At 41.5% G+C, this 22373-nt stretch carries 17 protein-coding genes and 8 pseudogenes; 12 read left to right on the top strand and 13 right to left on the bottom strand.

The genetic code is table 11. The features are described 5' to 3' along the window. The first annotated feature begins 39 nt into the window (after window positions 1-39). Together VL20_RS13450 and VL20_RS13445 are read left to right on the top strand one after the other, a co-directional pair. A complete protein-coding gene (locus VL20_RS13450) occupies window positions 40-834 on the top strand; it encodes an alpha/beta fold hydrolase (protein ID WP_052276789.1) in 795 nt (264 codons plus the stop codon). After that, window positions 794-1690 carry a tRNA (5-methylaminomethyl-2-thiouridine)(34)-methyltransferase MnmD gene (locus VL20_RS13445; RefSeq protein ID WP_052276788.1) on the top strand — a complete coding sequence of 299 codons (897 nt, stop codon included), beginning with the start codon at window positions 794-796 and terminating at the stop codon, window positions 1688-1690. Before VL20_RS13450 ends, VL20_RS13445 begins: the two co-directional genes overlap by 41 nt. Before the next feature lie 166 nt (window positions 1691-1856). Here the strand turns inward: VL20_RS13445 and VL20_RS13440 are convergent. Continuing rightward, window positions 1857-2132 (bottom strand): annotated as a pseudogene (locus VL20_RS13440) (transposase); the annotation flags it as partial. Window positions 2133-2300: 168 nt separating this feature from the next. Then, the gene (locus VL20_RS32700; RefSeq protein WP_052276787.1) at window positions 2301-3389 is read right to left on the bottom strand and encodes an IS4 family transposase; all 1089 of its coding nucleotides are present in this window, start codon (window positions 3387-3389) and stop codon (window positions 2301-2303) included. 86 nt (window positions 3390-3475) lie between these two features. Between VL20_RS32700 and VL20_RS28655 the strand changes: the two are divergent. After that, window positions 3476-4720: pseudogene (locus VL20_RS28655) on the top strand (ISL3 family transposase). Window positions 4721-4780: 60 nt separating this feature from the next. On the opposite strand, the pseudogene VL20_RS28650 reads toward VL20_RS28655, so the two are convergent. Next, window positions 4781-4954 (bottom strand): annotated as a pseudogene (locus tag VL20_RS28650) (IS1/IS1595 family N-terminal zinc-binding domain-containing protein); the annotation flags it as partial. Window positions 4955-5125: 171 nt separating this feature from the next. On the opposite strand from VL20_RS28650, the gene VL20_RS13420 reads away from it, so the two are divergent. The 7 genes and pseudogenes from VL20_RS13420 to VL20_RS13385 all read left to right on the top strand — a co-directional run bounded on the left by VL20_RS13420 (window position 5126) and on the right by VL20_RS13385 (window position 11013). Next, the gene (locus tag VL20_RS13420) at window positions 5126-5497 is read left to right on the top strand and encodes an ISAs1 family transposase (RefSeq protein WP_052276786.1); all 372 of its coding nucleotides are present in this window, start codon (window positions 5126-5128) and stop codon (window positions 5495-5497) included. Between the two features lie 53 nt (window positions 5498-5550). Further along, entirely contained in the window at window positions 5551-6663 is a 1113-nt protein-coding gene (locus VL20_RS13415) for an IS630 family transposase (protein WP_052275585.1), read from the top strand. 154 nt (window positions 6664-6817) lie between these two features. Next, window positions 6818-7504: an ISAs1 family transposase gene (locus VL20_RS13410; RefSeq protein ID WP_052275253.1), complete on the top strand. Its 687-nt coding sequence runs from the start codon at window positions 6818-6820 to the stop codon at window positions 7502-7504. A gap of 371 nt (window positions 7505-7875) precedes the next feature. Then, complete coding sequence (locus VL20_RS13405) at window positions 7876-8241, top strand: transposase (protein WP_284526148.1); 366 nt, start codon at window positions 7876-7878, stop codon at window positions 8239-8241. Window positions 8242-8298: 57 nt separating this feature from the next. Next, window positions 8299-9363 (top strand): annotated as a pseudogene (locus tag VL20_RS13395) (ISKra4 family transposase). 56 nt (window positions 9364-9419) lie between these two features. Then, window positions 9420-9840 (top strand): annotated as a pseudogene (locus tag VL20_RS28645) (IS1634 family transposase); the annotation flags it as partial. Between the two features lie 381 nt (window positions 9841-10221). Continuing rightward, a complete protein-coding gene (locus tag VL20_RS13385) occupies window positions 10222-11013 on the top strand; it encodes an IS5 family transposase (RefSeq protein WP_052276784.1) in 792 nt (263 codons plus the stop codon). 321 nt (window positions 11014-11334) lie between these two features. Here the strand turns inward: VL20_RS13385 and VL20_RS13380 are convergent, their stop codons facing one another. From VL20_RS13380 to ltrA, 4 genes and pseudogenes are all read right to left on the bottom strand, one after another. Continuing rightward, on the bottom strand, window positions 11335-12090 hold the full coding sequence (locus VL20_RS13380; RefSeq protein ID WP_260441324.1) for an HMA2 domain-containing protein: 756 nt from the start codon (window positions 12088-12090) through the stop codon (window positions 11335-11337). Between the two features lie 297 nt (window positions 12091-12387). Beyond that, window positions 12388-12789, bottom strand: a complete 402-nt coding sequence (locus VL20_RS13375; RefSeq protein ID WP_128575212.1) for an HNH endonuclease — start codon at window positions 12787-12789, stop codon at window positions 12388-12390. A 48-nt stretch (window positions 12790-12837) separates the two neighbouring features. Continuing rightward, window positions 12838-13836 carry an IS630-like element ISMae24 family transposase gene (locus tag VL20_RS13370; protein ID WP_052275630.1) on the bottom strand — a complete coding sequence of 333 codons (999 nt, stop codon included), beginning with the start codon at window positions 13834-13836 and terminating at the stop codon, window positions 12838-12840. A 180-nt stretch (window positions 13837-14016) separates the two neighbouring features. Next, window positions 14017-15378: pseudogene (ltrA, locus tag VL20_RS13365) on the bottom strand (group II intron reverse transcriptase/maturase); the annotation flags it as partial. Between the two features lie 424 nt (window positions 15379-15802). Here ltrA and VL20_RS13355 point away from each other — a divergent pair. Next, window positions 15803-16867: pseudogene (locus tag VL20_RS13355) on the top strand (ISKra4 family transposase). Between the two features lie 50 nt (window positions 16868-16917). Here VL20_RS13355 and VL20_RS13350 read toward each other — a convergent pair. Continuing rightward, window positions 16918-18169, bottom strand: a pseudogene (locus VL20_RS13350) (IS1634 family transposase); the annotation flags it as partial. 636 nt (window positions 18170-18805) lie between these two features. Between VL20_RS13350 and psbB the strand changes: the two are divergent. Next, window positions 18806-20332, top strand: a complete 1527-nt coding sequence (psbB, locus tag VL20_RS13345) for a photosystem II chlorophyll-binding protein CP47 (RefSeq protein ID WP_002785360.1) — start codon at window positions 18806-18808, stop codon at window positions 20330-20332. Between the two features lie 240 nt (window positions 20333-20572). Here psbB and VL20_RS13340 read toward each other — a convergent pair whose 3' ends face one another. From VL20_RS13340 to VL20_RS13320, 5 genes are all read right to left on the bottom strand, one after another. Next, window positions 20573-20692, bottom strand: a complete 120-nt coding sequence (locus VL20_RS13340; protein ID WP_043995402.1) for a photosystem II reaction center protein J — start codon at window positions 20690-20692, stop codon at window positions 20573-20575. Between the two features lie 42 nt (window positions 20693-20734). Then, window positions 20735-20854 carry a photosystem II reaction center protein PsbL gene (locus VL20_RS13335; RefSeq protein ID WP_002735805.1) on the bottom strand — a complete coding sequence of 40 codons (120 nt, stop codon included), beginning with the start codon at window positions 20852-20854 and terminating at the stop codon, window positions 20735-20737. 10 nt (window positions 20855-20864) lie between these two features. Further along, window positions 20865-20999 carry a cytochrome b559 subunit beta gene (gene psbF, locus VL20_RS13330; RefSeq protein ID WP_002736175.1) on the bottom strand — a complete coding sequence of 45 codons (135 nt, stop codon included), beginning with the start codon at window positions 20997-20999 and terminating at the stop codon, window positions 20865-20867. 25 nt (window positions 21000-21024) lie between these two features. Next, a complete protein-coding gene (gene psbE, locus VL20_RS13325; protein WP_002749269.1) occupies window positions 21025-21270 on the bottom strand; it encodes a cytochrome b559 subunit alpha in 246 nt (81 codons plus the stop codon). Window positions 21271-21348: 78 nt separating this feature from the next. After that, window positions 21349-22341 (bottom strand): photosynthesis system II assembly factor Ycf48, encoded by a 993-nt coding sequence (locus VL20_RS13320; RefSeq protein ID WP_052276782.1) that lies wholly within the window; start codon window positions 22339-22341, stop codon window positions 21349-21351. Window positions 22342-22373: the final 32 nt, after the last annotated feature.

The raw sequence follows: 22373 nt of genomic DNA, 5'->3' as shown, positions 1-22373 counted from the left end.
AGAAAAAACTTTTTTAACATCGATCGCGCTTGTTGCACAATGGAACAAACTGTCAGTTGGATTATTCCCCGTCATCCCCGTCCCGATTATCCCCTGTTTGTATTTTTACCCGGAATGGATGGCAGCGGCCAACTCTACCATCGTCAGATTAAAAACCTTGCTCCTTACTTCGATCTGCGTTGTTTGGCGATTTCCCCGCAATATCTCGGTGATTGGGAGGAATTAAGCGATTGCGTGATTGCTTTATTGGCACAGGAATTAAAGGGACAATCGAGAAAAGTCTATCTCTGCGGTGAGTCTTTTGGTGGCTGTTTAGCCTTGAAAATAGCGACAAAATCACCAAAATTAATTAAAAAACTGATTTTAATTAACCCCGCTTCTTCTTTTAATCAAAGACCTCTTTTAAGCTTGGGAATCGGTATCACCCAGATAATGCCCGATTTCATCCACGGCAGCTCGGCACTAACTATTTTACCCTTTCTCGCCGCTCTGGGTCGAATATCCAGGGAAGATCGCCGCTCTCTCCTCAAAGCCATGCAATACGTCCCACCGAAGACGATTAGCTGGCGTTTATCCCAGTTACAACGGTTTCAGGTTAGTGCCAGCGAGTTAAAAGATCTGCAATTGGAGGTGTTAGTGATAGCCAGTCAAGGAGATCGACTGTTACCATCGGTAGCGGAGGCTAAACGCCTAATTCAGCAGTTACCCGCCGCAAAATTAACGATTCTGCCCAATAGTGGTCACGCTTGCTTGCTAGAAACCGATATTCACCTCAAAGACATTCTCCATCACCATGCTTGTCTCCCCCGAAGCTTACCCGCAAAAAGTCACTGAGGATGGTTCTTATACCTTTTTTTCGACCGAATTCGGCGAATGTTATCATTCTACCTCCGGGGCAAGGGAAGAGGCTGAGAAAAAATTTATCCTCTCCAGTCGTCTGGCAGCGAAAGCAGACCAGAGCAATAATCTGAAAATTCTTGACATTTGTTACGGCTTAGGGTATAATGCCGCCGCAGCCTTAGCGGCCATTTGGCAAGTTAGGGGGGATTGTCGGGTAGAATTATTAGCTTTGGAAAGCGATCAAATGGTTCCCCTAGCAGCTATTAGAGAAAATCTCTTAAATAGTTGGAGTCAACCAATTCCCCAATATTTAAACGATTTTGCCCATAATCACCGGCTAGACTTGCCTAATCTCACCGCTAAACTGTTAATCGGGGATGCGCGACAGACGATAACCAAGGTGATTGAGGCGGGTTTTCAAGCAGAGGCAATTTTTCTCGATCCCTTTTCCCCGGGTAAATGTCCGCAACTGTGGACGGTGGAGTTTTTAGCTTTAGTGGCCAAATGTCTGAGTCCGACGGGTTATTTAGTCACCTATTCCTGTGCTGCCTCGGTGCGAAGGGCTTTACAATTAGCAGGATTGCAGATTGGAGCCACCGATAGCGTCGGACGGCGATCGCCAGGGACAATAGCCAGTTTTTTGTCCTTACCCCCATCTCTATCGGCACAGGAACGGGAACATCTGCAAACTAAAGCCGCTATTCCCTATCGAGACGCGACTTTAACCGACCCAGCCGAAGTTATCATACAACGTCGTCGCAGCGAACAGGCTCTCTCTGATTTAGAACCGACTAGCCACTGGAAAAAACGTTGGCAAAGAGTGGTGAGTTCGATCGAAATCTCGGAATGAGATTAATGTAGGTAAGTAAGTAGTTATAATTAAATTGAAGATAGATTTTGCCTCTGATCCCCCTGCCCCCCTTGATAAGGGGGGTGCCGATCCCCCCTTAGTCCCCCTTAATCCCCCTTGATAAGGGGGGTGTCTGATAATTTTTAACGACTAAGCTTTTACGCATTTAAGTTACATTGACAGCATTACCCTTATTTTTAATTTTTCTACTCCATTTAATAATCAATCCCCCTTCATTTAAAAGCTGATTGACTACTTTTTCCAGTTCTTCTTTATTTTCAAATTCTCGATTAGCTATGTACTCTTTAGCGGAATGCCACACTAATTCTATTAGGTTGTAATCTGGACTATAAGCTGGTAAAAACTCTAGCCTAATATTGGGCAACTCTTTTTCCACCTGCTCAATAACATCTTTCTTTTTGTGATAACTAGCATTGCTGAGAGGGGGACAAGCGAGCTAGAAGGTAGATAGGGCAAGCGATATCGCTCTTTGTCCTTTGATGTAATCCTTCAACCGATAAGTACCTAGGCAAAATTATTTACACATGACGATCATTGCCCCGTAAGGGTTTTAGCTCGATCGGGCAGGTAATTAATTTTGCATGACTACTTAGCGGCTAATTTGCATTAGCTCTTCTATATTTTTTGGGAACATTTGATGTAGCTGGAGCCAATGATAGAGATGTTGACCCACATAAAAACTACTGTGTCTGCGTTGACCTTTATATCTTTTTTCAGGTCTTGTGACATATTTTTGGATTCCCATATCCTTAATTTTTTTACCTTGCAGTGTGGCACTTGTATAGGCGATAGCTATAACAATTATCAGCTTTGATAGGTATTGCGGTGCTAATTGAGAACCTTCTAAGCTATAGCCTCCAGACTTAAAATCTCGAAACATCTCTTCAATATCAAATCTTTTTTGATCGGCAATTATTGCCGTCTCTAAATCCCCAAAATTTGTCAGAATATACCAAGGTTCTTTTGTGCGAAAACCTCGGTAAGTTTTTTCCCATTTACCAGCTACGTTAAACGAGCCAAATCCCTGCTCTTTTGTAAGATTAACATCATTTAAAAATAGTTGAGTTCCTGGACTTAAACCTAACTCTCTCATTTCTTGATAAATTCCTTCTTTTGTCTTGACATTTGTACTTTTTTTTTGTCTTAAACAAAAGTACAAACTCTGCTTCTGAAGCCACTTTCCAAGACTGACCGAGCAAAATTCTCTATCTCCTAACACCAGGATTTTATGACCTAATAGCACCGTCAATATTTTCCCCAATACTCGCTGCTGTTCTTCGAGATTACTACTTCCTTTTTTATCCAATATCTCCCAATAGATTGGGATGGCTCTCTTGTCATAAATTAGACTCACCATCAAGATATTAATTGCTCCCCAACTCCTTCGGTCTATGGCAATATATACTAATCCTTTTATTGTGAATCTCTCCTGCTGTTTTAACATCTCTTTTAAGCAGAGAAACCAGATTTTTTCAATATTCAGAATTTCCAGCTTTAAAAATCTTTTTAGTTTTTTTCTCCGACTCTCAAACAGGATTGGTATTGGTAAGGCTTCAGCTAATATCTCTAACTTTGCTTGCTTCAATATTTGCAAGGTTCCAACTATCATTAACAACAGTAGATATCTGGCTCGCCCCAGTTCATTTTCTAACACTTTCTGGTATAGTTCACTTATCATTTTCGTTATTTAGGTCATATATGGTAAATATGACTTATCTTTTTTGGGAGTCTGTGTCTGTATTCCATGCTACATAAGCTTTTCAGCTGGCTTGTCCCCCTGTCAGCCTCGATTTACCAAATGTAACAGTGGTCAATTATCAAAAAATTGCTCAGACAATTTTCCTAAAGCTTGCTCTTTTAAATGAAACAATTGAATGTCCGAATTGCCATCAAACCTTAGACAGAATCAATCAGACAGAGTATAATCTAGTCAGAGACTTGTCAATATTAGGTAATCCAGTATATTTAGAAGTACCACGCCGTCAGTTTCATTGTCAAAAGTGCCAAAAGTATATCAGCGAAAGACTGAGTTTTATGAGATTAAGACAGCATCATACAATTCGCTATGAATCGATGATTTATGAGAGAGTAAAAAATTGTAGCATCGAAGAAATAAGTCGAGAAGAAGGGTTAGGATGGTCAGAAGTTGAGTTAATATTTAATCACTGTGCTAAAGAACTAGAAAAGGAAGAGTGGGAAGCACCAGAACGAATAAGCTTAGATGAATTTAGTAACTTAAAAGGACATAAAGATTTCATCACAACGGTCGTAGATATGGACAAGAAAATTTTACTAGATGTGATTAAAGGACATAAGCAAGAAGAATTAATGGAAGCCTTAAAAGCACAGCCAGACGCAGTTCGGGAGAAAGTGAAAGAAGTGAGCGTCGATATGTGGTCAGGATTTACAGCAGTGATCAAGGAATTATTTCCCAATGCTAAAATCATCTATGACCGTTTTCATGTAATGGCTATCATCAATGACGAGCTTAATAAATTGAGAAAGTTAATGGGGGTGCATGAAAAAGGATTACCTCATTTATTATGGAAGAATAAAGAGGACTTAAAGGACGAGCAAAAACAACAACTAGAAGTTATTCTGAAAGAACATCCATGCTTAGGAATAGCCTGGGAAATGAAAGAAGAAATTAGACAAATTTATCAAAGTAGTAGAACGTTCAGAGGTGCTGAGAGAAAATTGGAAAAATGGATAAGAATAGGCGGGATATTATATCAAAGTAGTGCCAGGATGATCCAGAAGCATTTGCCAGGTATTTGTAAGTAGTCATGCAAAATTAATTACCTGCCTGATCGAGCTAAAACCCTTACGGGGCAATGATCGTCATGTGTAAATAATTTTGCCTAGGTACTTAATTACTTTGAAAATCAGACAACCAACGGATTAATTGAGGGAATGAATACCAAAATAAAGCTTATTAAAAGAATGAGTTATGGATTTACCAATTTTGAACATCTTCGACTTAAGCTGTTTGCTTGCTTTAATTCATAACAAAAATTAACACACGAAAACCAGAAGAGCCGAAATTCGTTCGAGCAGGAGTTTATCAATTAATTGTTTGGTTTCGTCAGAGACGGTTTTATTAGTGGGATTGATCACAAACGGTTGACCGCAATCTTTACACTGACGTTTCGGCTTGCCATTATGTGTAGAACCATTTTTGATGGTATGATAAGAACCACATTTAGGACAACAAGATGTTGAAGTTTGTGAATCTTTTGTCAGAAGACAATGTTCTAAATCTTCATCGTAATTTAACCAAAGTTTCAGGGTAATCGCGCGTCGTTTTGTATAGATGGTAACAGACAAAAATCCCTAACTGTTAATTTGGTGACGACGAACTGGCCTGAGTTAATCTGAGAGGAAGTGAAAAATCCTGTATTTTAGTGGTTGAGTATGGCAGAAGGATTTGGTCCCCTAGTCTTGAACCCCAAGCAAGAGCGAGAGGCAAAACTTTTAAGAAAGAGTGTCTTGAAACATTTTCAGCACCTAGAAGACCCCAGAGCGGACAGGGGACGCAATCACAGCCTGGTATCCCTAATTGCCCTAGCCATTTTGGCGGTCTTAGCGGGTGCCGACGGGTTTGTCGCCATAGAAGCCTACGGAAAAGCCAAACAATCCTGGTTGAAAACCTTTTTGGAATTACCCAATGGGATACCTTCCCACGACACCTTGGGTCGAGTCTTAGGAATGCTAGAACCCGAGCAATTAAGGTCGGGATTCCTAGGGTGGATCGGGGAAATCACCGAAAAATTGAACCTAAGCTAAAACGCACTTAAACCACCTAAAATAGAAATAGTAATTTTAGAAAAATCCTACTTATGCCAGCCAAAGATTTCCTAGACTTAGAAGAAAAGAAAAACTTACAAAAAGCTCTTAAAGAAGAAGAAAGAGCAGAGGTTAGGGAAAGAATTTTAATGTTTCTCTTGCTAAACGACGGAAAAACTCAACGAGAAATAGCTGACTTTATTGGCTGTTCACTCAAAACGGTCGCCCATTGGTGTGTTCACGGCGATCCTAACAATTTAGAAAGTCTAGAAGATGGGAGAAAAAATGGAAATCATAAAAAAGCCACAGAGGAATATATTAATTTACTATTAAAAATAGTTGATGAAGACCCGAAGGAATTTGGATATGAATTCGGGAGATGGACAGCGGCAAGATTAGCAGAGCATCTAGAAAAGGAAACAGGAATTAAACTGAGTGGCTCGCAAGTGAGAAGAATATTGAGAAGAAAAAAGTATGTGTATATCTGGGCGAAATATAGTCTAGAAGATAAGCAAGACAAGAAATTAAGAAAAGCATTTAAAGAAAAATTAGATGAATATTTAAGGTTGGCTAAAGAAAAGCCAGAGTCAATCCAGGTATGGTTTTGGGATGAGTGTGGATTTAGTTTGAGAGTAATAAGAAGGAGAGCTTGGACAAAAAAAGGAAAGCGAAAAAAAGTGAATGGACAAAGAAAAAGAGGAAGGGTGAATGTGATGGGAGCCTTAAGATATAATGACAAAAAACGAGTCTGTTTTATGATCAAAAAAGGAAATTCAGAAACTTTCCATGAACAATTAAAGAAACTTCATGAAGAGATTCGTCAAGAATGGATAAACTTGGGAAATCTGCCCGAAGATTTTCGAGAAAAAGGACCGAAAATTATCATCATATTAGACAATGCTAGTTATCACAAAAAGAAAGATGTTATTGAGCAGGTGGAAAAAGAGTTGCCCAATATTAGGCTAGAGTTTTTACCAGCTTATAGTCCAGATTACAACCTAATAGAATTAGTGTGGCATTCCGCTAAAGAGTACATAGCTAATCGAGAATTTGAAAATAAAGAAGAACTGGAAAAAGTAGTCAATCAGCTTTTAAATGAAGGGGGATTGATTATTAAATGGAGTAGAAAACTTAAAAATAAGGGTAATGCTGTCAATGTAACTTAAATGCGTAAAAGCTTAGAACTAATCCACATAGATGGGAAAACCGCCAAGGGTTCCTATGACCGTGAAAAGAAACTAAAGGCTTTGCACACAGTAAGTGCTTGGAGTAGCGAACATGGGTTAGTCTTAGCCCAAGAAAAAGTGGACAGTAAATCCAATGAAATTACCGCCGTGCCGCTCAGAAGTGCAATTGCTCAATCTCAAGGGAGCGATAGTCACTTTGGATGCCATGGGAACCCAGACGGAAATTGCCCAACAAATCAAGTCTGGGGGCGGAGATGACGTCTTAGCCCTCAAAGGCAATCAGGGCAAGCTCTTTCAACAAGTAGAAGGCTGGTTTGACCAAGCTATAGCCGGGGATTGGCAAGGGATTGAATACAGCTACCACGAAAAGGTGGAGTCGGGGCATCACCGGATCGAAACCCGTCAAATTTGGGTGGTGCCGGTGTCCCAATTACCGCCCCTGCATCGGCAGAGTCTGTGGCCTGGCCTAACCACCGTAGTCATGGTTCGCAGTGTCCGCCAATTATGGAATAAAACTACGACAGAAATTCGCTTCTTCATCAGTAGTTTAGCAGCGGATGCCCAAAAACACGCCGAGGTGATTCGCGGACATTGGAGTATTGAAAATAGTCTCCATTGGGTACTCGATGTTACCTTTAATGAAGATGCCAGTCGGGTTCGTCTGGGGCATGGAGCGGAAAACCTAGGTCTGTTGCGCCGTTTAAGTGTGAATTTGTTGAAGCAGGAGCCCTCGAAAATGAGTCTGAAAATGAAACGTTATAGGGCGAGCATGGATGATAATTTCATGGTAAAAATCTTGGAGGCCAGTGCGGTTGACTGAAAAAGGAGGTGTCAATTAGACTTGTGAGCGTTCTCGCGCAGCGAGCGCGTTGCGACCAATCCAGTCTGGAATGAAAGAACCCAGTAGATAAAGTTCCTTCTGAGTTCATCGGTTTTCGAGGATTAGAAACCCCCTAAATTTCGGAAAATTACTCGGATAGAATCGGAACAAACGCCAAAATTTAGACTAACTTCTCGGAATTCAAGGGCTCGGTCAACGCGCGATTACCCTGCAGCAATAAGTTATCGAACGGCTTGGAGGTGGTGGAAATAAGGGAATTTAACAGGCTATCAATTGCCTTCTGGTACAATTATCACAACGGATGACAACCCTTCAAAACCCGACGCTGAGTTAAAAGACAACGGACAATAATGTTAGTAGCCGAAAGACACATTATCAAGAAAGGACATAGATTTTGGGCTGAGATAGATAATTTATCTTGGCAGTCTAAAAATCTCTACAACTCAGCCAATTATTTAATCCGACAAAACTTCATTTATGGTCATGGCTATTTGACCTATAATCAGATGGCCTCTCTCATGAAAAAGACAGAACAGTATCAAGCTTTACCCGCTAAAGTTTCCCAACAAGTTTTAAGAGGATTAGACTGGAACTGGCTATCATTTTTTGCCGCTTCATCGGAGTTTAAAAGGGAGCATCTCACTTATGCAATGAGTATTAATACTTATAGCAGTCAAAAACTAGAAAATCTTCAACTTGATCACAAAGAGAAATGAGATTATAATAGTTATAACTTACAATTCAGAATAGCTCTCGATGGGAGGAATAATTCAATGTTATCAGAAAATGAAAAAAGAATTAAAGAGTTATGTCAAGAGTTAGGGCAATGTCTCTATGAGCAATCCCAAATTAAGAAATTTAATAACTTGGGAGAGATAGAGGAGACAGTCAGAGATTTAATGATTCATTATGTTAACCCAGAAATCGGTATTTTTTTGTCAAAACAAGCACAGAAGAAACTGCCGGTCGGACGAGAAAAGTGAAAAGTATTTTGGGGGAATTACCAATTACAGAAAAACAAGCGAAAAAATTAGAAATAAAGTCTCGGACTCAGATGAGTCCAATGTTAGAGAAGAACTGTTTGCTATTAAGTGGCGATGAATCCTACGAAAAATCGGCGCAGAAAATCAAATCATTGACAGGGATTGCTGTTTCTCACAGTACCCAACAACGCCTCGTACATCGATATGCTTTTGAAGAATTACCGTCTAACCCAGAAGTGGAAGTGGAAGAAATGAGCCTAGATGGCGGTAAGGTACGACTAAGAACTGCCAAGGGAAAAGCCTTAATTTGGCGTGATTATAAAGCAGTGAGTTTTCATCAACTGGGGGTAGCGGCTTTTTTTCAAGATAACTCAGCTTTATTAGATTTGGTTAATTCTCAAGTTTTGGCCAAGCCTTTAATTTGTTTAGGAGATGGACATGATGGTATCTGGAATTTATTTCGTGAGCTCGGAGAGAAACAGGAAAGAATTGAAATATTGGATTGGTATCATTTAATCGAAAACCTCTATAAAGTTGGCGGGTCATTCCAGCGAATTGAGGAGGTAAAATGTTTTCTTGAGGAAGGGGGACGTGGACGCCGCTATCTCTTGTTGTGAAGGATGGTCAGAGCCGCAAGTTGAGAATTTTATTACTTATTTAAACAAGCATAAACATCGAATTGTCAATTATGGTTATTTGCAGGCAGAGGGGATTTCCATTGGCTCTGGCTCCGTCGAATCAAAAATTAAACAAATTGCTCATCGTCTTAAAATTACTGGTGCAAGTTGGCAATCTTGTAATGTACCGCAAGTCCTTCGTCATCGCTGTGCTTATCTAAATGGTTGCCTTTTTTAACTTTTTTATTGATCTCATTAAGCATTTCTACTTATTGCAAAGGTGAGATGCTCCCTAACGATTTGGAGAAAAAACGATTAAGCAGTGAGGATATACTCAAAAAATATAAGGGGCAACAAGCTCCAGAAAGAGGATTTTCTTTTCTCAAAGACCCCGGCTTTTTTGCCCACAGTGTCTTTCTCAAATCTCCCCATAGAATCGAGGTCATGGCCCTGCTCACGTTGCTCGTGCCTGTTGGTTTATACTATTGGTCAAAGACAACTTCGTTTAAGTTTAAAACAGCAGGAGACGGGACTGAAAAATCAGTTGGGTAAGTTAACTGACCGACCAACATTACGCTGGATATTTCAGAACTTTCAAGGGATTCATCTCCTACGTATTCAAGACAATCAAAAGATTAGCAACTTAACGGATGAGAGGCGCAACATTTTGAGATTTTTTCCCAAACCTTGCCAGGAATATTATCTCTTATCTTGACCAGATGGATTGACTTCAAGGGGTGACAAAACTTAAGCACTACTCGAACATCTCGACGCTAGATGTTAAGTCTGATTGCCCAGCCATTCTCAACAAGCACTGTTTATTGCGAATGACCGGGGGAACCCTGAATTTTTCGACTTAGTTGCCGGCAGCTTGCCGCCAACTCACTCCTCTAGATAAGTATTTTGACTCACGCCCCTTCCTCTTTTGAGACGTTGTGACACTAGACCTCCTGCAAAAATAGGAACTGATTATGTAAAATAAGTACCTAGGCAAAATTATTTACACATGACGATCATTGCCCCGTAAGGGTTTTAGCTCGATCGGGCAGGTAATTAATTTTGCATGACTACTTAAAGTAAAACACTCAGAAAAACAATGACTTACGAAAAAGTAAAAAATTTGAATCCAGAAGAGTTTAAACGCTTTTGTGGAGTATATCCTGAAACATTTAAGGATATGGTGAAAGTTCTGGCCGCCGAAAAAGTTCTGCAAAAAAAATCGGGAAGACCAAGTAAATTAAGTTTAGAAGACCAAATCTTGATGACCTTAGAGTATTTGCGGGAATATAGGACTTATTTCCATCTCGCAATTAACTGGGAGATTAATGAGACAACAGCCCTACGAATCACTAGAAGGGTAGAAGGTATTCTCATGAAATCAGGATTATTTAATCTGCCAGGTAAAAAGACAGTTCAACAAGCCAATAGTGACCTAGAGGTAGTGGTAGTAGATGTAGCAGAGCATGAGATAGAAAGACCTCAAAAGAAGCAGAAAGATTACTATAGCGGGAAACAGGGCTATCATACAATAAAATCTCAAGTTCTTGCGGCTCAAAAAACAGGAATGATAATCTGTACCGCTCATGGAAAGGGAAGAATACATGACTTTAACCTTTGGAAAAATAGTCAAATTGGGATAGATAAAAGTATTGAATGTTTAGCAGATAAGGGCTATCAAGGAATCCAAAAACAGCATGAAAATAGTAGGATTCCTGACAAAAAGAAGAAAAATCAAGAATTAAGTTCAGAAGAGAAAGAATTTAATCGCCAGTTATCAAGAGAAAGAATTATTATCGAACATATTCACAGAAGTCTGAAGATATTTAGAATTTTATCATCAAGATATAGGAATCGGAGACGGCGTTTGGCTCTTCTCGACTTTGTGTGATAATTTTTGCTTATGGAGTCGTGAAATGCTTATTGGGCAAGACTTTTAGGGCTATTTTGCGGATATTCTATCAGTATAGACCTCGTTTCCACACAGAAACCAGAAGAGCCGGCGTTTTGGTCTGAGATTTAATTTAATCGCTGGCATTTACAACTATGAACTTGCTTTAGGCTATCATCAAGTAGCTGAATAAGACTTTTGCAGGAGGTCTACTTAGGGTGCGGAATGTGGGTTCCAACAATTCCTATTTTTTCATAATTAGGGGTCTCAAGCTCCCCCTAACGGCCACCGAGAAAACCTTCACCAGCTAAGTATTTTTACTCAAGTCTCTGGAGGGGGACAGCTTATGTGACAGTTGAGGGTGCGGAATGTGGGATCTATGGTTGCTGGACTGTGGACGTACCACCGCCTCAGCCAAGCTGAACCGATCGCTGCCACCGGCTGTAAGGCGGCGAGGCGATCTTCTAGTTTCTCGATCGATTCAGCCTGCTCTTGACACTGGCGCTGCCAAGAATTGACGGGTAAGGCTTCCAGCTGCCGATAAACTAAAGTTTGGCTCGTTATCTCGTTTAGAGGATTTTTATCATCTTTACTTTCCCCTGTCTGGGGACTGACCACTGTTTTGGTTCGTTCCACCTTTGCATCGGCCAGATTTTCCCTCACTGGCAATTTTTCTTCTGGGGGACGAGGAACTTGTTTTTCCGCTTTGAATTCAGCTTTCTGGGGGACTTCTGCCCCTGGGTTCGCCGAAGCTGCGGCCTTGCCGATCGCGGTTGCCAGTTCTTGCTCTAATTGTGCGGGAGACATTTTCCCTTCAGCAAAGGTGACAATGATTGAGTTCGCCAAGGGGTTGATGCGGACGCTGGTAACGCTTTCTAGAGCAGCGATCGCTCCCTGGAGAATATTTTGTCCTGTTAGGTTTTGGCGCAGGAAAGGGACACGCAAGCGGATTCGCCCAGGAAGTGAGCTAACCACTTGATAGGAGATTGGGGGGGTAGCATTTGTGGAAAATTCAGACGTGCCACCAAATAGCATATTGACACTCCCGTCGCTAAAAGCGAAGGATTCTTGGTTCATAGAGTTTCCTTAATCTGGCAGGACGTATCCAGCCAAACCAGAGGGAATCTCTCCCCAAGCGTATTAGTTTCAGTATGCCCTAAGCTAAACGGCTTTTACTTCGGATCACCGATATAGACTCCAAAAGGGTTATAGCTATTGGATCATGCAGGTTAAGTGCCGTTTAGCTTACCGTACTTAGTCCCTTTTTGAGAATGATTAAAGTCAGTAAGAGAGTCGCCTCTCCTACTGCTCTACAAAACGGAACGTGACAATTTCTCGTCATTCCGCTCCTCAACTACACGGGGTTTGTCATTCCTACGTCATTACCAACATATCCTTTACCCAGATGTAATTATCTGGTATGGGCGGTTCTGGCTTGACACTATTGCAGTCAGATTTGTTGCCTAGACTGCCATCATTGGCTGTCTTTTCATCATGGCAATGTCGATGAAGAAGTTGGAGGTTATTGTAACTGTTATTCCCCCCTAGTGATTTAGGGGTGATGTGGTCTATCTCCATTAAATCCCCATCTCTTAAGAAGTGTCCACAGTGAGTACATTTCCCTTTTTGCTTTTTCAACAGTTTTGAAATTTCTGTTGGCATTTCGGGATGAGTCCCCATTCTTGAACTCCAATAAACTAGGTTTCCATCGTAGGGTGAGGCGTTCCCTTTGACCTTCACATAGCGTCGGATTTCCGTTTCTCTATGTTCGTACAACCTTAGAGGATTATTTTCTTCTCTGGTTGTGAAAGCCCAGTTAAGTACCTAGGCAAAATTAATTACATACTCGCCTCCAAAATTGTCCAGCACTTTTTTAACGTAAGCGAGGAGGCTCTTTCGGTCTTTATAGGCGCTAAATTCAATCCATTCATATTTTAAAAATCTCCATAATATTTCAATTAAATTTAAATGAGGTGAATAAGTGGGCAACCAAAATATTTTCAAGTTTTTCTTTTCCCATTCCTCAAGTTTCTCCATAAATGCCTCGCTGGTATGAATGGAAGCTTGGTCAATTATTATGACGGTTTTTTTCTGTATATTTTGGCAATATTTATCCAGAAAATTAATAACTATCTCGCTAGTAACCGTTCCGACCTGTGTCTCATAAAATAATTGATTATCTCGTTTCATTATTCCTAAAATATTTAGTCTTTTACCTTCAATTGGTGGTAACTTTATCGTGGTTTTTTCTTCTTGCCAAGCGTAAGGAATACAAGGCTTTGAATCCCATCCCATTTCATCCAAATATCCTATCTCAATCTCTCCTCTTTTTTCCTGTTTTTTTAGTTCTTCTAAAATAGGTAGTTTGACCTCAAGCTCCCACTCATCAGGGGTTTTGGCGACCCCTCTTCTCACCCTTTTCCACCTCATGTTGATTTTTTTTATGAGTCTTTTTATCGTGTCTTTGCTTACGGTTAATTTCCATTCTTCTACAATTTTTATCTGGATTTTTTTTAAGCTTTTCGGTTCTTCTTTTACCCAGTCAATAACTTGTTGACCTTGTGCTTCTGTCAATTTAGGTTTTCTCCCTCTTCCTCGACGATTATAAAAACCAATTAGTTTTCTATCTTCCCAGGCCGTCAACCAATTATAGATGGTCTTTCTCGTAACTCCAAATATTCCGCTCAATTCTTCTATCGTGGTTCCCTGAAAACTTAAGAGTATACATTTCGCTCGCTCTCTTACTTGATGATGTTTACTAGCTCGATAAATTCTCTCTAGCATTTTCTGGCTCTCGGGGTTTAGGTCTCTAATCAATCTCATTGTATTTTCCTGCTGCTTCGTTTTTTTATGTATTATACTTCTTAATTTTTTATTTGGGTAATTAATTTTGCATGACTACTTAAGTACCTAGGCAAAATTATTTACACATGACGATCATTGCCCCGTAAGGGTTTTAGCTCGATCGGGCAGGTAATTAATTTTGCATGACTACTTATTGCCACCTATTGTGTGAAAGTGTCTTTTAGAAATCCACTTTCTTCCTTTGTTTCGATGGCGTTTTATCCCCCATTTGATGAGTTTATGCCCTAGGATGTGGGTTAATCTTTCAAAGATTTTCTGACTAACCACTGTTGAGAAGTAATTGCACCATCCTCTTATTACAGGGTTTAACCTTTTAATGAGTTCAGCTTGGTTGATTCCCTTGCTGGTGTTTATGATGCGTTTAAGTTCTCTATAGTGTCTTATTTGACTCTCTTTGTTAGGGGTTATTATTGTTTTGAAACCAAGCAGATTACCTCTGACTTTTCCCGAGGTGTATTTACCGACGGGAAATTGTCTTATATTAAACCCTAGAAAGTCGAATCCAGCTTGTTCGCTTTCATCTTCTCTCAGTGTGTGGGCTATTCTTGTTTTACTTGGTTTTAACTCAAGTCCGATGTTTTGTAACCATCCCTCTATTTCCTTTTTGATTAGGAGAATAACCCCTAGGTTTTCATGTAGTACCACAAAATCGTCTGCATATCGGATTAAGGTCACTGATTTTATTTTGTCTCTAACACTCATTTGTGTCCCGTCTTTGCGTTTCATGTCAAATGAGGGTGCTAGATTCATAACCAATTCCTCTAACCCATGAAGTGCTATATTTGCCAATAATGGCGATAACACTCCGCCTTGCGGTGTACCTTCTGAGGTTGGGAATAACTGTTTGTCGTCTATGACTCCTGCTTTTAACCATGATTTGATTTGTTTCCTCATGGTTGGGTAGGTGTTAAGTTTTTCTAACAGTTTTTGATGGTCAATGCGGTCAAAGCATTTAGCTATATCTGCATCAAGAACATACTTTGCCTTTTTGTTAATGGCTTGGAATATCCCTGCTATAGCATCGTCACAAGAGCGTCCTACTCTAAATCCATAGCTGTTAGGCTCGAATTTGGCTTCCCACTCTGGTTCTAGTACCAGTTTAGCTAGTGCTTGTAAGGCACGGTCTTTCATGGTAGGTATTCCTAAAGGTCGTTTTTCGCCGTTGGGTTTGGGAATCCATACTCGGCGTGTGGGTTTGACCTTTGTTCCCAAGTTTAGTTCAGTCATTAGGGTTAACCGTTGTTTTGGGGTTAGAGATTTAACTCCATCCACACCTGCGGTTTTCTTTCCTTGATTGTCTTGGGTTACTCTACGCACCGCTAACGCTTTAGCACTGTAGGACTTTAACAATAATTTTTGGAGTCTGTGAACCTTCTTGACATCTCCACAACTAGACGCTCTGAAAATTCGTTTTTGTAACTTAAAAACCTGACGTTCAACCTTTTTCCAATTGATGTCTTGCCAAGTCTTCCATTTATCCATCTGTTGAACAGTGGTCATAACTTTTACATTACTACTTACAACTTTTCATTCCATGTAATCGTGAGTCCGTCTGCATATCCTATTCGTTACAAATAGGCGTTGGCTTTTGACTCAATCTTTCCCTACTATTACCTGCTGTATTGCAGAGTTTTCGTCTTAGCTGACTGCTCTTAGTTTTCGACCTTTACTAAAGAGTAATAATAGGGTTACTTCGTTCCTCATAACCTTTGGTTTGTTCCCTTTAGGATGTCATCTTTTTACCGAGTTTTTGGGTAACGCTTGGTATATCGATACAAATCGGGAGCATCTCACTTATGCAATGAGTATTAATACTTATAGCAGTCAAAAACTAGAAAATCTTCAACTTGATCACAAAGAGAAATGAGATTATAATAGTTATAACTTACAATTCAGAATAGCTCTCGATGGGAGGAATAATTCAATGTTATCAGAAAATGAAAAAAGAATTAAAGAGTTATGTCAAGAGTTAGGGCAATGTCTCTATGAGCAATCCCAAATTAAGAAATTTAATAACTTGGGAGAGATAGAGGAGACAGTCAGAGATTTAATGATTCATTATGTTAACCCAGAAATCGGTATTTTTTTGTCAAAACAAGCACAGAAGAAACTGCCGGTCGGACGAGAAAAGTGAAAAGTATTTTGGGGGAATTACCAATTACAGAAAAACAAGCGAAAAAATTAGAAATAAAGTCTCGGACTCAGATGAGTCCAATGTTAGAGAAGAACTGTTTGCTATTAAGTGGCGATGAATCCTACGAAAAATCGGCGCAGAAAATCAAATCATTGACAGGGATTGCTGTTTCTCACAGTACCCAACAACGCCTCGTACATCGATATGCTTTTGAAGAATTACCGTCTAACCCAGAAGTGGAAGTGGAAGAAATGAGCCTAGATGGCGGTAAGGTACGACTAAGAACTGCCAAGGGAAAAGCCTTAATTTGGCGTGATTATAAAGCAGTGAGTTTTCATCAACTGGGGGTAGCGGCTTTTTTTCAAGATAACTCAGCTTTATTAGATTTGGTTAATTCTCAAGTTTTGGCCAAGCCTTTAATTTGTTTAGGAGATGGACATGATGGTATCTGGAATTTATTTCGTGAGCTCGGAGAGAAACAGGAAAGAATTGAAATATTGGATTGGTATCATTTAATCGAAAACCTCTATAAAGTTGGCGGGTCATTCCAGCGAATTGAGGAGGTAAAATGTTTTCTTGAGGAAGGGGGACGTGGACGCCGCTATCTCTTGTTGTGAAGGATGGTCAGAGCCGCAAGTTGAGAATTTTATTACTTATTTAAACAAGCATAAACATCGAATTGTCAATTATGGTTATTTGCAGGCAGAGGGGATTTCCATTGGCTCTGGCTCCGTCGAATCAAAAATTAAACAAATTGCTCATCGTCTTAAAATTACTGGTGCAAGTTGGCAATCTTGTAATGTACCGCAAGTCCTTCGTCATCGCTGTGCTTATCTAAATGGTTGCCTTTTTTAACTTTTTTATTGATCTCATTAAGCATTTCTACTTATTGCAAAGGTGAGATGCTCCAAATCGTTAGTTGCTAAAACGAATCGTCCTGCTCGTTTCTTGAGCCTCTCAATGACAGCCAAATTCAACTCTAATTCGGCTTGAACCTGATAGCTTTGAGAGGGCAAATCGTCTTTTGATTTGAGTTTTGACTGCTCTCGTCTCAGGCGGAATGAGATTGACTTTAATCTCCGTTAACCGATGATATTTTAAGGAGTCAGATAATCCCTTGACTATCGCCAACGCCGCCCCTCTATTCTCAAATTCTCTTCGGGATAGTTGCCGGATTTTTTCTTGGGCAGAATTCTTTTCCTGCTCGATTTTTTTCTCTAATTTTTTCAAGTCTGATTCTTGTCTAGCTTGACTTTCAACTAGCAACCATCTTTGTTCTATTCCCCCATAGTTAGAGCTTGTTTCCCGCCAGGAATAACCCGGTATTTCTGCATCGGTTAACTCTTTTTCTGAGATGCTATCGACTAACTCTTGAGCCTCTTTAATGCTGAAGGGGACTCGAGACAACCAACGCATTTCTTTCATTAGTTTTAAATTCTCTTTGCTATAGAGGGCGCTATCGCCGACTATTAAACTGTCAAAGTCAACTTGTTTTTGAAATTCTCGGGCGATTTGACCAAAAACCGCTTTGTCTGCTTCATTTCCGTCCCCTACTTTCAGGAATAAAGGTACATCTCCATCCCCACTTACGATTAAGTCAATCATAAATTGTTTTAAGTCAGGTCGTCGGTCGCGGGAGTATCCGTGGGTAATTTTTATTGGCTGTTGTCTGGTTTCAATTTCTTCTCCCACTGCTCCTGATTTCAGGATTTCTACTGTTGGGTATTCCTTGTTATATTCTCCTTCTACTGATAGAGAAGTCGAATCTAAATGGGAGTTCTCGGTTGCTACACCAAATTTTTTCACGGCTGCTAAACTAATGAGTAGGAAAATCCCCGAAACATCCAGTTGATAAAGTTTGTCCATCACTCGACCAATTTTATCATCATTCAGGTGTTTTGCTTCGATGCCTTCTCCCAGCAGATGTTCGGTTGCTTTATCTTCAAAAAATTGAGGAAATAAATACAAGGCCCGGGAGACAAATCCCAATCCGTTCAGGATAATTGCTTTCACGACTTGCCCCGCTGTGACAATTTCTCCTCGCTCAATTGAGACTTGTTCGTTGATAATTTCAACGATTCCTATTTCATCGATAATTCCGGCTACTAATCCCAGATGGTCTAGATTTTTGACTTCAATTTCTGTTGATTGATTCATGGTCGAACAGCCCACTGCCTAAGTTTTCCAACAATTCCTATTTTTTCATAATTAGGGGTCTCAATATCCCCCTAACGGCCACCGAGAAAACCTTCACCAGATAAGTATTTTTACTCAAGTCTCTGGAGGGGGACAGCTTATGTGACAGTTGAGGGTGCGGAATGTGGGTTGAAATCAAAAGTTGCTCTAGCCCTTGTATAGTAAGACTTTTAGCGATTACTAAGAATTATGAAGTGTCACACTCTAGTCAGCGATCGCCACGTTAATGAGAGTTTATCTCAATAATTTGGTATCAGAGCTATCAGATTTTTAGGGCTAATTGTGCATCTGCTGGGCAAACAAATTAGCCTGTAATTCAGAGCCGGCAATCGTTTTGACGATTTAGATAAAATTTTCAATGTGACACTTTAGGGTGCGGAATGTGGGTTGGAATATTCTGGCGGAAGATCGATCGCAAGCACTTGAAATCTGTTCTAACAATAGTTACACTTCTTTAGAATAGATACACTTTTCAAGGGATAATGTAGGTCGGCTAACTCTTGCACTTAACCGTCGAGATTGTTGGGCTTATATTTGACCCTGAATATAAAAAGCGTCTAAGTGGACACTAAATTGTCAATAGGAGGAGCGTAGTCAATGGGACTACCTTGGTATCGAGTACACACAGTCGTTCTCAACGACCCGGGCCGTTTAATTTCCGTTCACCTGATGCACACCGCACTGGTAGCGGGTTGGGCTGGCTCCATGGCCCTCTATGAGCTTGCTATTTTTGACCCCAGTGACCCCGTATTAAACCCGATGTGGCGGCAAGGAATGTTCGTGCTGCCCTTCATGGCCCGTTTAGGTGTCACCGGTTCTTGGGGTGGCTGGAGCGTCACCGGCGAAACTGGTGTTGACCCCGGTTTCTGGTCTTTTGAAGGCGTTGCCGCCGCTCATATCGTTTTATCCGGTCTGCTATTCCTAGCGGCGGTTTGGCACTGGGTTTTCTGGGATTTAGAATTATTCGTCGATCCCCGCACGGGCGAATCTGCCCTCGATTTGCCGAAAATGTTCGGTATTCACCTGTTCTTATCCGGTTTACTTTGCTTTGGTTTCGGTGCTTTCCATCAAACAGGCCTTTGGGGTCCCGGGATGTGGGTTTCCGATGCCTACGGTTTAACCGGTCATGTGCAGCCCGTAGCTCCCGAATGGGGACCTGCTGGTTTTAACCCCTTTAACCCCGGGGGTGTGGTAGCTCACCACATTGCTGCGGGTATCGTCGGGATTATCGCCGGTTTATTCCATTTAACCGTTCGTCCCCCCGAAAGACTCTATAAAGCCCTGAGAATGGGTAATATCGAAACGGTGCTTTCTAGCAGTATCGCCGCCGTTTTCTTTGCGGCTTTCGTCGTGGCTGGAACCATGTGGTACGGTAATGCTACCACGCCGATCGAACTCTTTGGCCCGACCCGTTACCAATGGGATAAGGGCTATTTCCAAGAAGAAATTGAGCGTCGCGTCGAGGCCAGCATCGCCAATGGGGCCACCATCGCCGAAGCTTACCAAGCAATCCCCGAAAAACTGGCTTTCTATGATTATGTCGGTAATAGCCCCGCTAAAGGTGGTTTATTCCGTACTGGTGCCATGGATAGCGGTGACGGTATCGCTAAATCTTGGTTAGGACACCCTGTGTTCAAAGATGGCGAAGGTCGCGTCCTGAGCGTGCGTCGGATGCCTAACTTCTTTGAAACCTTCCCCGTTGTCCTGACTGACTCGGAAGGTATCGTTCGCGCTGATATTCCTTTCCGTCGTGCGGAATCGAAACTGAGTATCGAACAAAGTGGTGTTACCGTTTCTTTCTACGGTGGCGCTCTCGATGGTCAGGTCTTCAGCGATCCTGCTGATGTGAAGAAATTTGCCCGTAAAGCGCAACTCGGTGAAGCTTTCGAGTTTGACACCGAAACCCTGAAGTCTGACGGGGTATTCCGCACTTCTCCGAGGGGTTGGTTTACTTTCGGTCATGCTGTCTTTGCTTTACTATTCTTCTTCGGTCACATCTGGCACGGTTCTCGTACCATCTACCGCGACGTATTCGCCGGGGTCGATCCGGATCTGGAAGAACAAGTGGAATTCGGTTTATTCCAAAAATTGGGTGATCTTAGCACTCGTAAACAAGAAGTTTAGTTTTAGCTAAATCATCTATATAACTAAAGGAGTCAAGTCTTTGACTCCTTTTTTTTGTTGATTATTAGTTCTCCTGCAAACGTGAGACTAAATCCTGTTTAAAAGGTATAGGAAAGTGGGGTGTAGGGTGTGGGTTTTTAAAGTTCGATCGAGCTTTACTTTAAACCGAATAGTGAAAAAACCGCTAGTTATTTCTATAACTAACGGTTTTTTGCCCGGGGAAATTACCCGTATATGGAATTACATAGAGGAACCTAAACCGGCGTAAGCTCCGTAGAAGAAAAGACCAACCACGGCGATAACGCCTAGACCGGCGATGGTGGCGACTAACCACAAAGGAATACGACCTTCTGCGAACATGAATAACACCTCCTAATTGCGATGAGAATAAATCGGGACTAATTAGTTAAAGAAATAGCTGGAAAATAAAATTCCCAAGACAGCAACTAGGAGTAAACCTAGGTAAAGAGAAGTACGATTTAACTCGACGGCTTGCCGATTCGGATTAGGTGTTCTTTCCATAATTGTTCTCCTAGCGTTGAATAAACTGCATTGCCGCAATTGCACCGATAAAGAAGACAGTGGGAACCGCTAAGGTATGAACTGCCAACCAGCGAACGGTGAAAATGGGGTAAGAAATGGGTTGATTGGGATTACCACTAGCCATTGTTTTTATCCTTAATTAAAGTAAACTACTGATTAAACTGCTCGATTTGATTTTTGGCCTCAAAGCGATCATTAATGATCGGTAATTCTTGACGCTCTTGAGTGTAATACTCATCGGGACGGGGAGTGCCAAAAACATCGTAAGCTAAACCGGTACTCACGAATAACCAACCTGCGATAAACAGCATGGGGATGGTGATGCTATGGATAATCCAGTAACGAATACTGGTAACGATATCGCCAAAAGGACGTTCGCCGGTACTACCTGACATGGACGGTTCTCCTCGGAATGATAGGACTTGAAAAATTCAATCTCTATAATAGAGACTTTCTTGACCCTGAGACAAGTTTTAGGCCGGTTCGCTCGGGGGATTATATTTCAGTAAAACCCCATTTTGTCCCAAGACAAAACCCTTGTCGGAATTGATAAAAACAATTCGATAGAGATTGGAGGGGACACTTTCCACGGCGCGATCTTTTTGCCAAGATTGGCCGTTGTCATCACTGACCAACAGATTGCCGCTACCACCAGCGACCCAAATTTCTTCGGGAGTGCGGTAGTTGAGGTCCAAAAGTCCCCAACTGGTGGAAAACTCGGGGAATACCTTATCTTCCCATGTATCGAGATCATTGGGGCTAGTAAATTGTAGTTGACCACCCCGGGCCAGGGCCCACAGTTCCCCATTTTCACCATAACCGACTTTTTGTAAGCGGCGGGAGGAAAGACGATTGTGGGGTTGCCATTCTGTTGACCCCGGTTCCCAGGTGGAATAAAAGTTACCGCGTGCGGAAACGGCCACGTATTTACCATCATGGGAACGAACAATTGTCCGGGCCACACCCACAGCACCTTCCACTAAAGCTTGCCAAGTTTTGCCCCCGTCTTTGGTGCGGTAGATAGCGCCTAAATCCGTGACCATTTCGGCGGTTTTGTCGTTAAGGGCGATAATTCCGTAGGGGGAACCGGGTAATTTTTCACTTAAGGGGATACGGGACCAGCTGCTGCCCCCGTCTTCGCTATGGAGAAGAATTGAGGGTTTACCGACAATCCAACCCTCTTGGTCGTGGAAACTGACGGCGCTAAAGCTAACTTTTTCTTCGCCAAGGTTGAGGACTTTTTGCTGCCAGCTGTCCCCCCCATCGGTGGTTTCAAAGAGGGTAGATTTGGTTCCCACTAACCAACCGTGCTGCAGGTCGTCGGTAAAGGCGATATCGGCAAAAGTGGAGTCAGTGTCGAGGGTGAGGATTTGCCAAGGACTACTGCTCAGGGATGGCACACTACTACAGCTAAAGCAGAAAAAGGCTACAGCTAGAACTATTACGAATTGTTTCAGTTTTCTCATCAATGGTTCAGAGGTATTGGTCAAGGAATCGG

Origin of the sequence: Microcystis panniformis FACHB-1757, from assembly GCF_001264245.1 — a bacterium.
GTDB lineage: Bacteria > Cyanobacteriota > Cyanobacteriia > Cyanobacteriales > Microcystaceae > Microcystis > Microcystis panniformis.
Note: the sequence above shows the minus strand (reverse complement) of the source record. Positions and strands in the feature narration are given on the sequence as shown.

Excerpts from the sequence above, each read along its gene's own strand:
- VL20_RS13450 (WP_052276789.1), top strand. The coding sequence starts at position 40 with ATGGAACAAACTGTCAGTTGGATTATTCCCCGTCATCCCCGTCCCGAT.
- VL20_RS13445 (WP_052276788.1), top strand. The coding sequence starts at position 794 with ATGCTTGTCTCCCCCGAAGCTTACCCGCAAAAAGTCACTGAGGATGGT.
- VL20_RS32700 (WP_052276787.1), bottom strand. The coding sequence starts at position 3,389 with ATGATAAGTGAACTATACCAGAAAGTGTTAGAAAATGAACTGGGGCGA.
- VL20_RS13420 (WP_052276786.1), top strand. The coding sequence starts at position 5,126 with ATGGCAGAAGGATTTGGTCCCCTAGTCTTGAACCCCAAGCAAGAGCGA.
- VL20_RS13415 (WP_052275585.1), top strand. The coding sequence starts at position 5,551 with ATGCCAGCCAAAGATTTCCTAGACTTAGAAGAAAAGAAAAACTTACAA.
- VL20_RS13410 (WP_052275253.1), top strand. The coding sequence starts at position 6,818 with ATGAAATTACCGCCGTGCCGCTCAGAAGTGCAATTGCTCAATCTCAAG.
- VL20_RS13405 (WP_284526148.1), top strand. The coding sequence starts at position 7,876 with ATGTTAGTAGCCGAAAGACACATTATCAAGAAAGGACATAGATTTTGG.
- VL20_RS13385 (WP_052276784.1), top strand. The coding sequence starts at position 10,222 with ATGACTTACGAAAAAGTAAAAAATTTGAATCCAGAAGAGTTTAAACGC.
- VL20_RS13380 (WP_260441324.1), bottom strand. The coding sequence starts at position 12,090 with ATGAACCAAGAATCCTTCGCTTTTAGCGACGGGAGTGTCAATATGCTA.
- VL20_RS13370 (WP_052275630.1), bottom strand. The coding sequence starts at position 13,836 with ATGAGATTGATTAGAGACCTAAACCCCGAGAGCCAGAAAATGCTAGAG.
- psbB (WP_002785360.1), top strand. The coding sequence starts at position 18,806 with ATGGGACTACCTTGGTATCGAGTACACACAGTCGTTCTCAACGACCCG.
- VL20_RS13340 (WP_043995402.1), bottom strand. The coding sequence starts at position 20,692 with ATGTTCGCAGAAGGTCGTATTCCTTTGTGGTTAGTCGCCACCATCGCC.
- VL20_RS13335 (WP_002735805.1), bottom strand. The coding sequence starts at position 20,854 with ATGGAAAGAACACCTAATCCGAATCGGCAAGCCGTCGAGTTAAATCGT.
- psbF (WP_002736175.1), bottom strand. The coding sequence starts at position 20,999 with ATGGCTAGTGGTAATCCCAATCAACCCATTTCTTACCCCATTTTCACC.
- psbE (WP_002749269.1), bottom strand. The coding sequence starts at position 21,270 with ATGTCAGGTAGTACCGGCGAACGTCCTTTTGGCGATATCGTTACCAGT.
- VL20_RS13320 (WP_052276782.1), bottom strand. The coding sequence starts at position 22,341 with ATGAGAAAACTGAAACAATTCGTAATAGTTCTAGCTGTAGCCTTTTTC.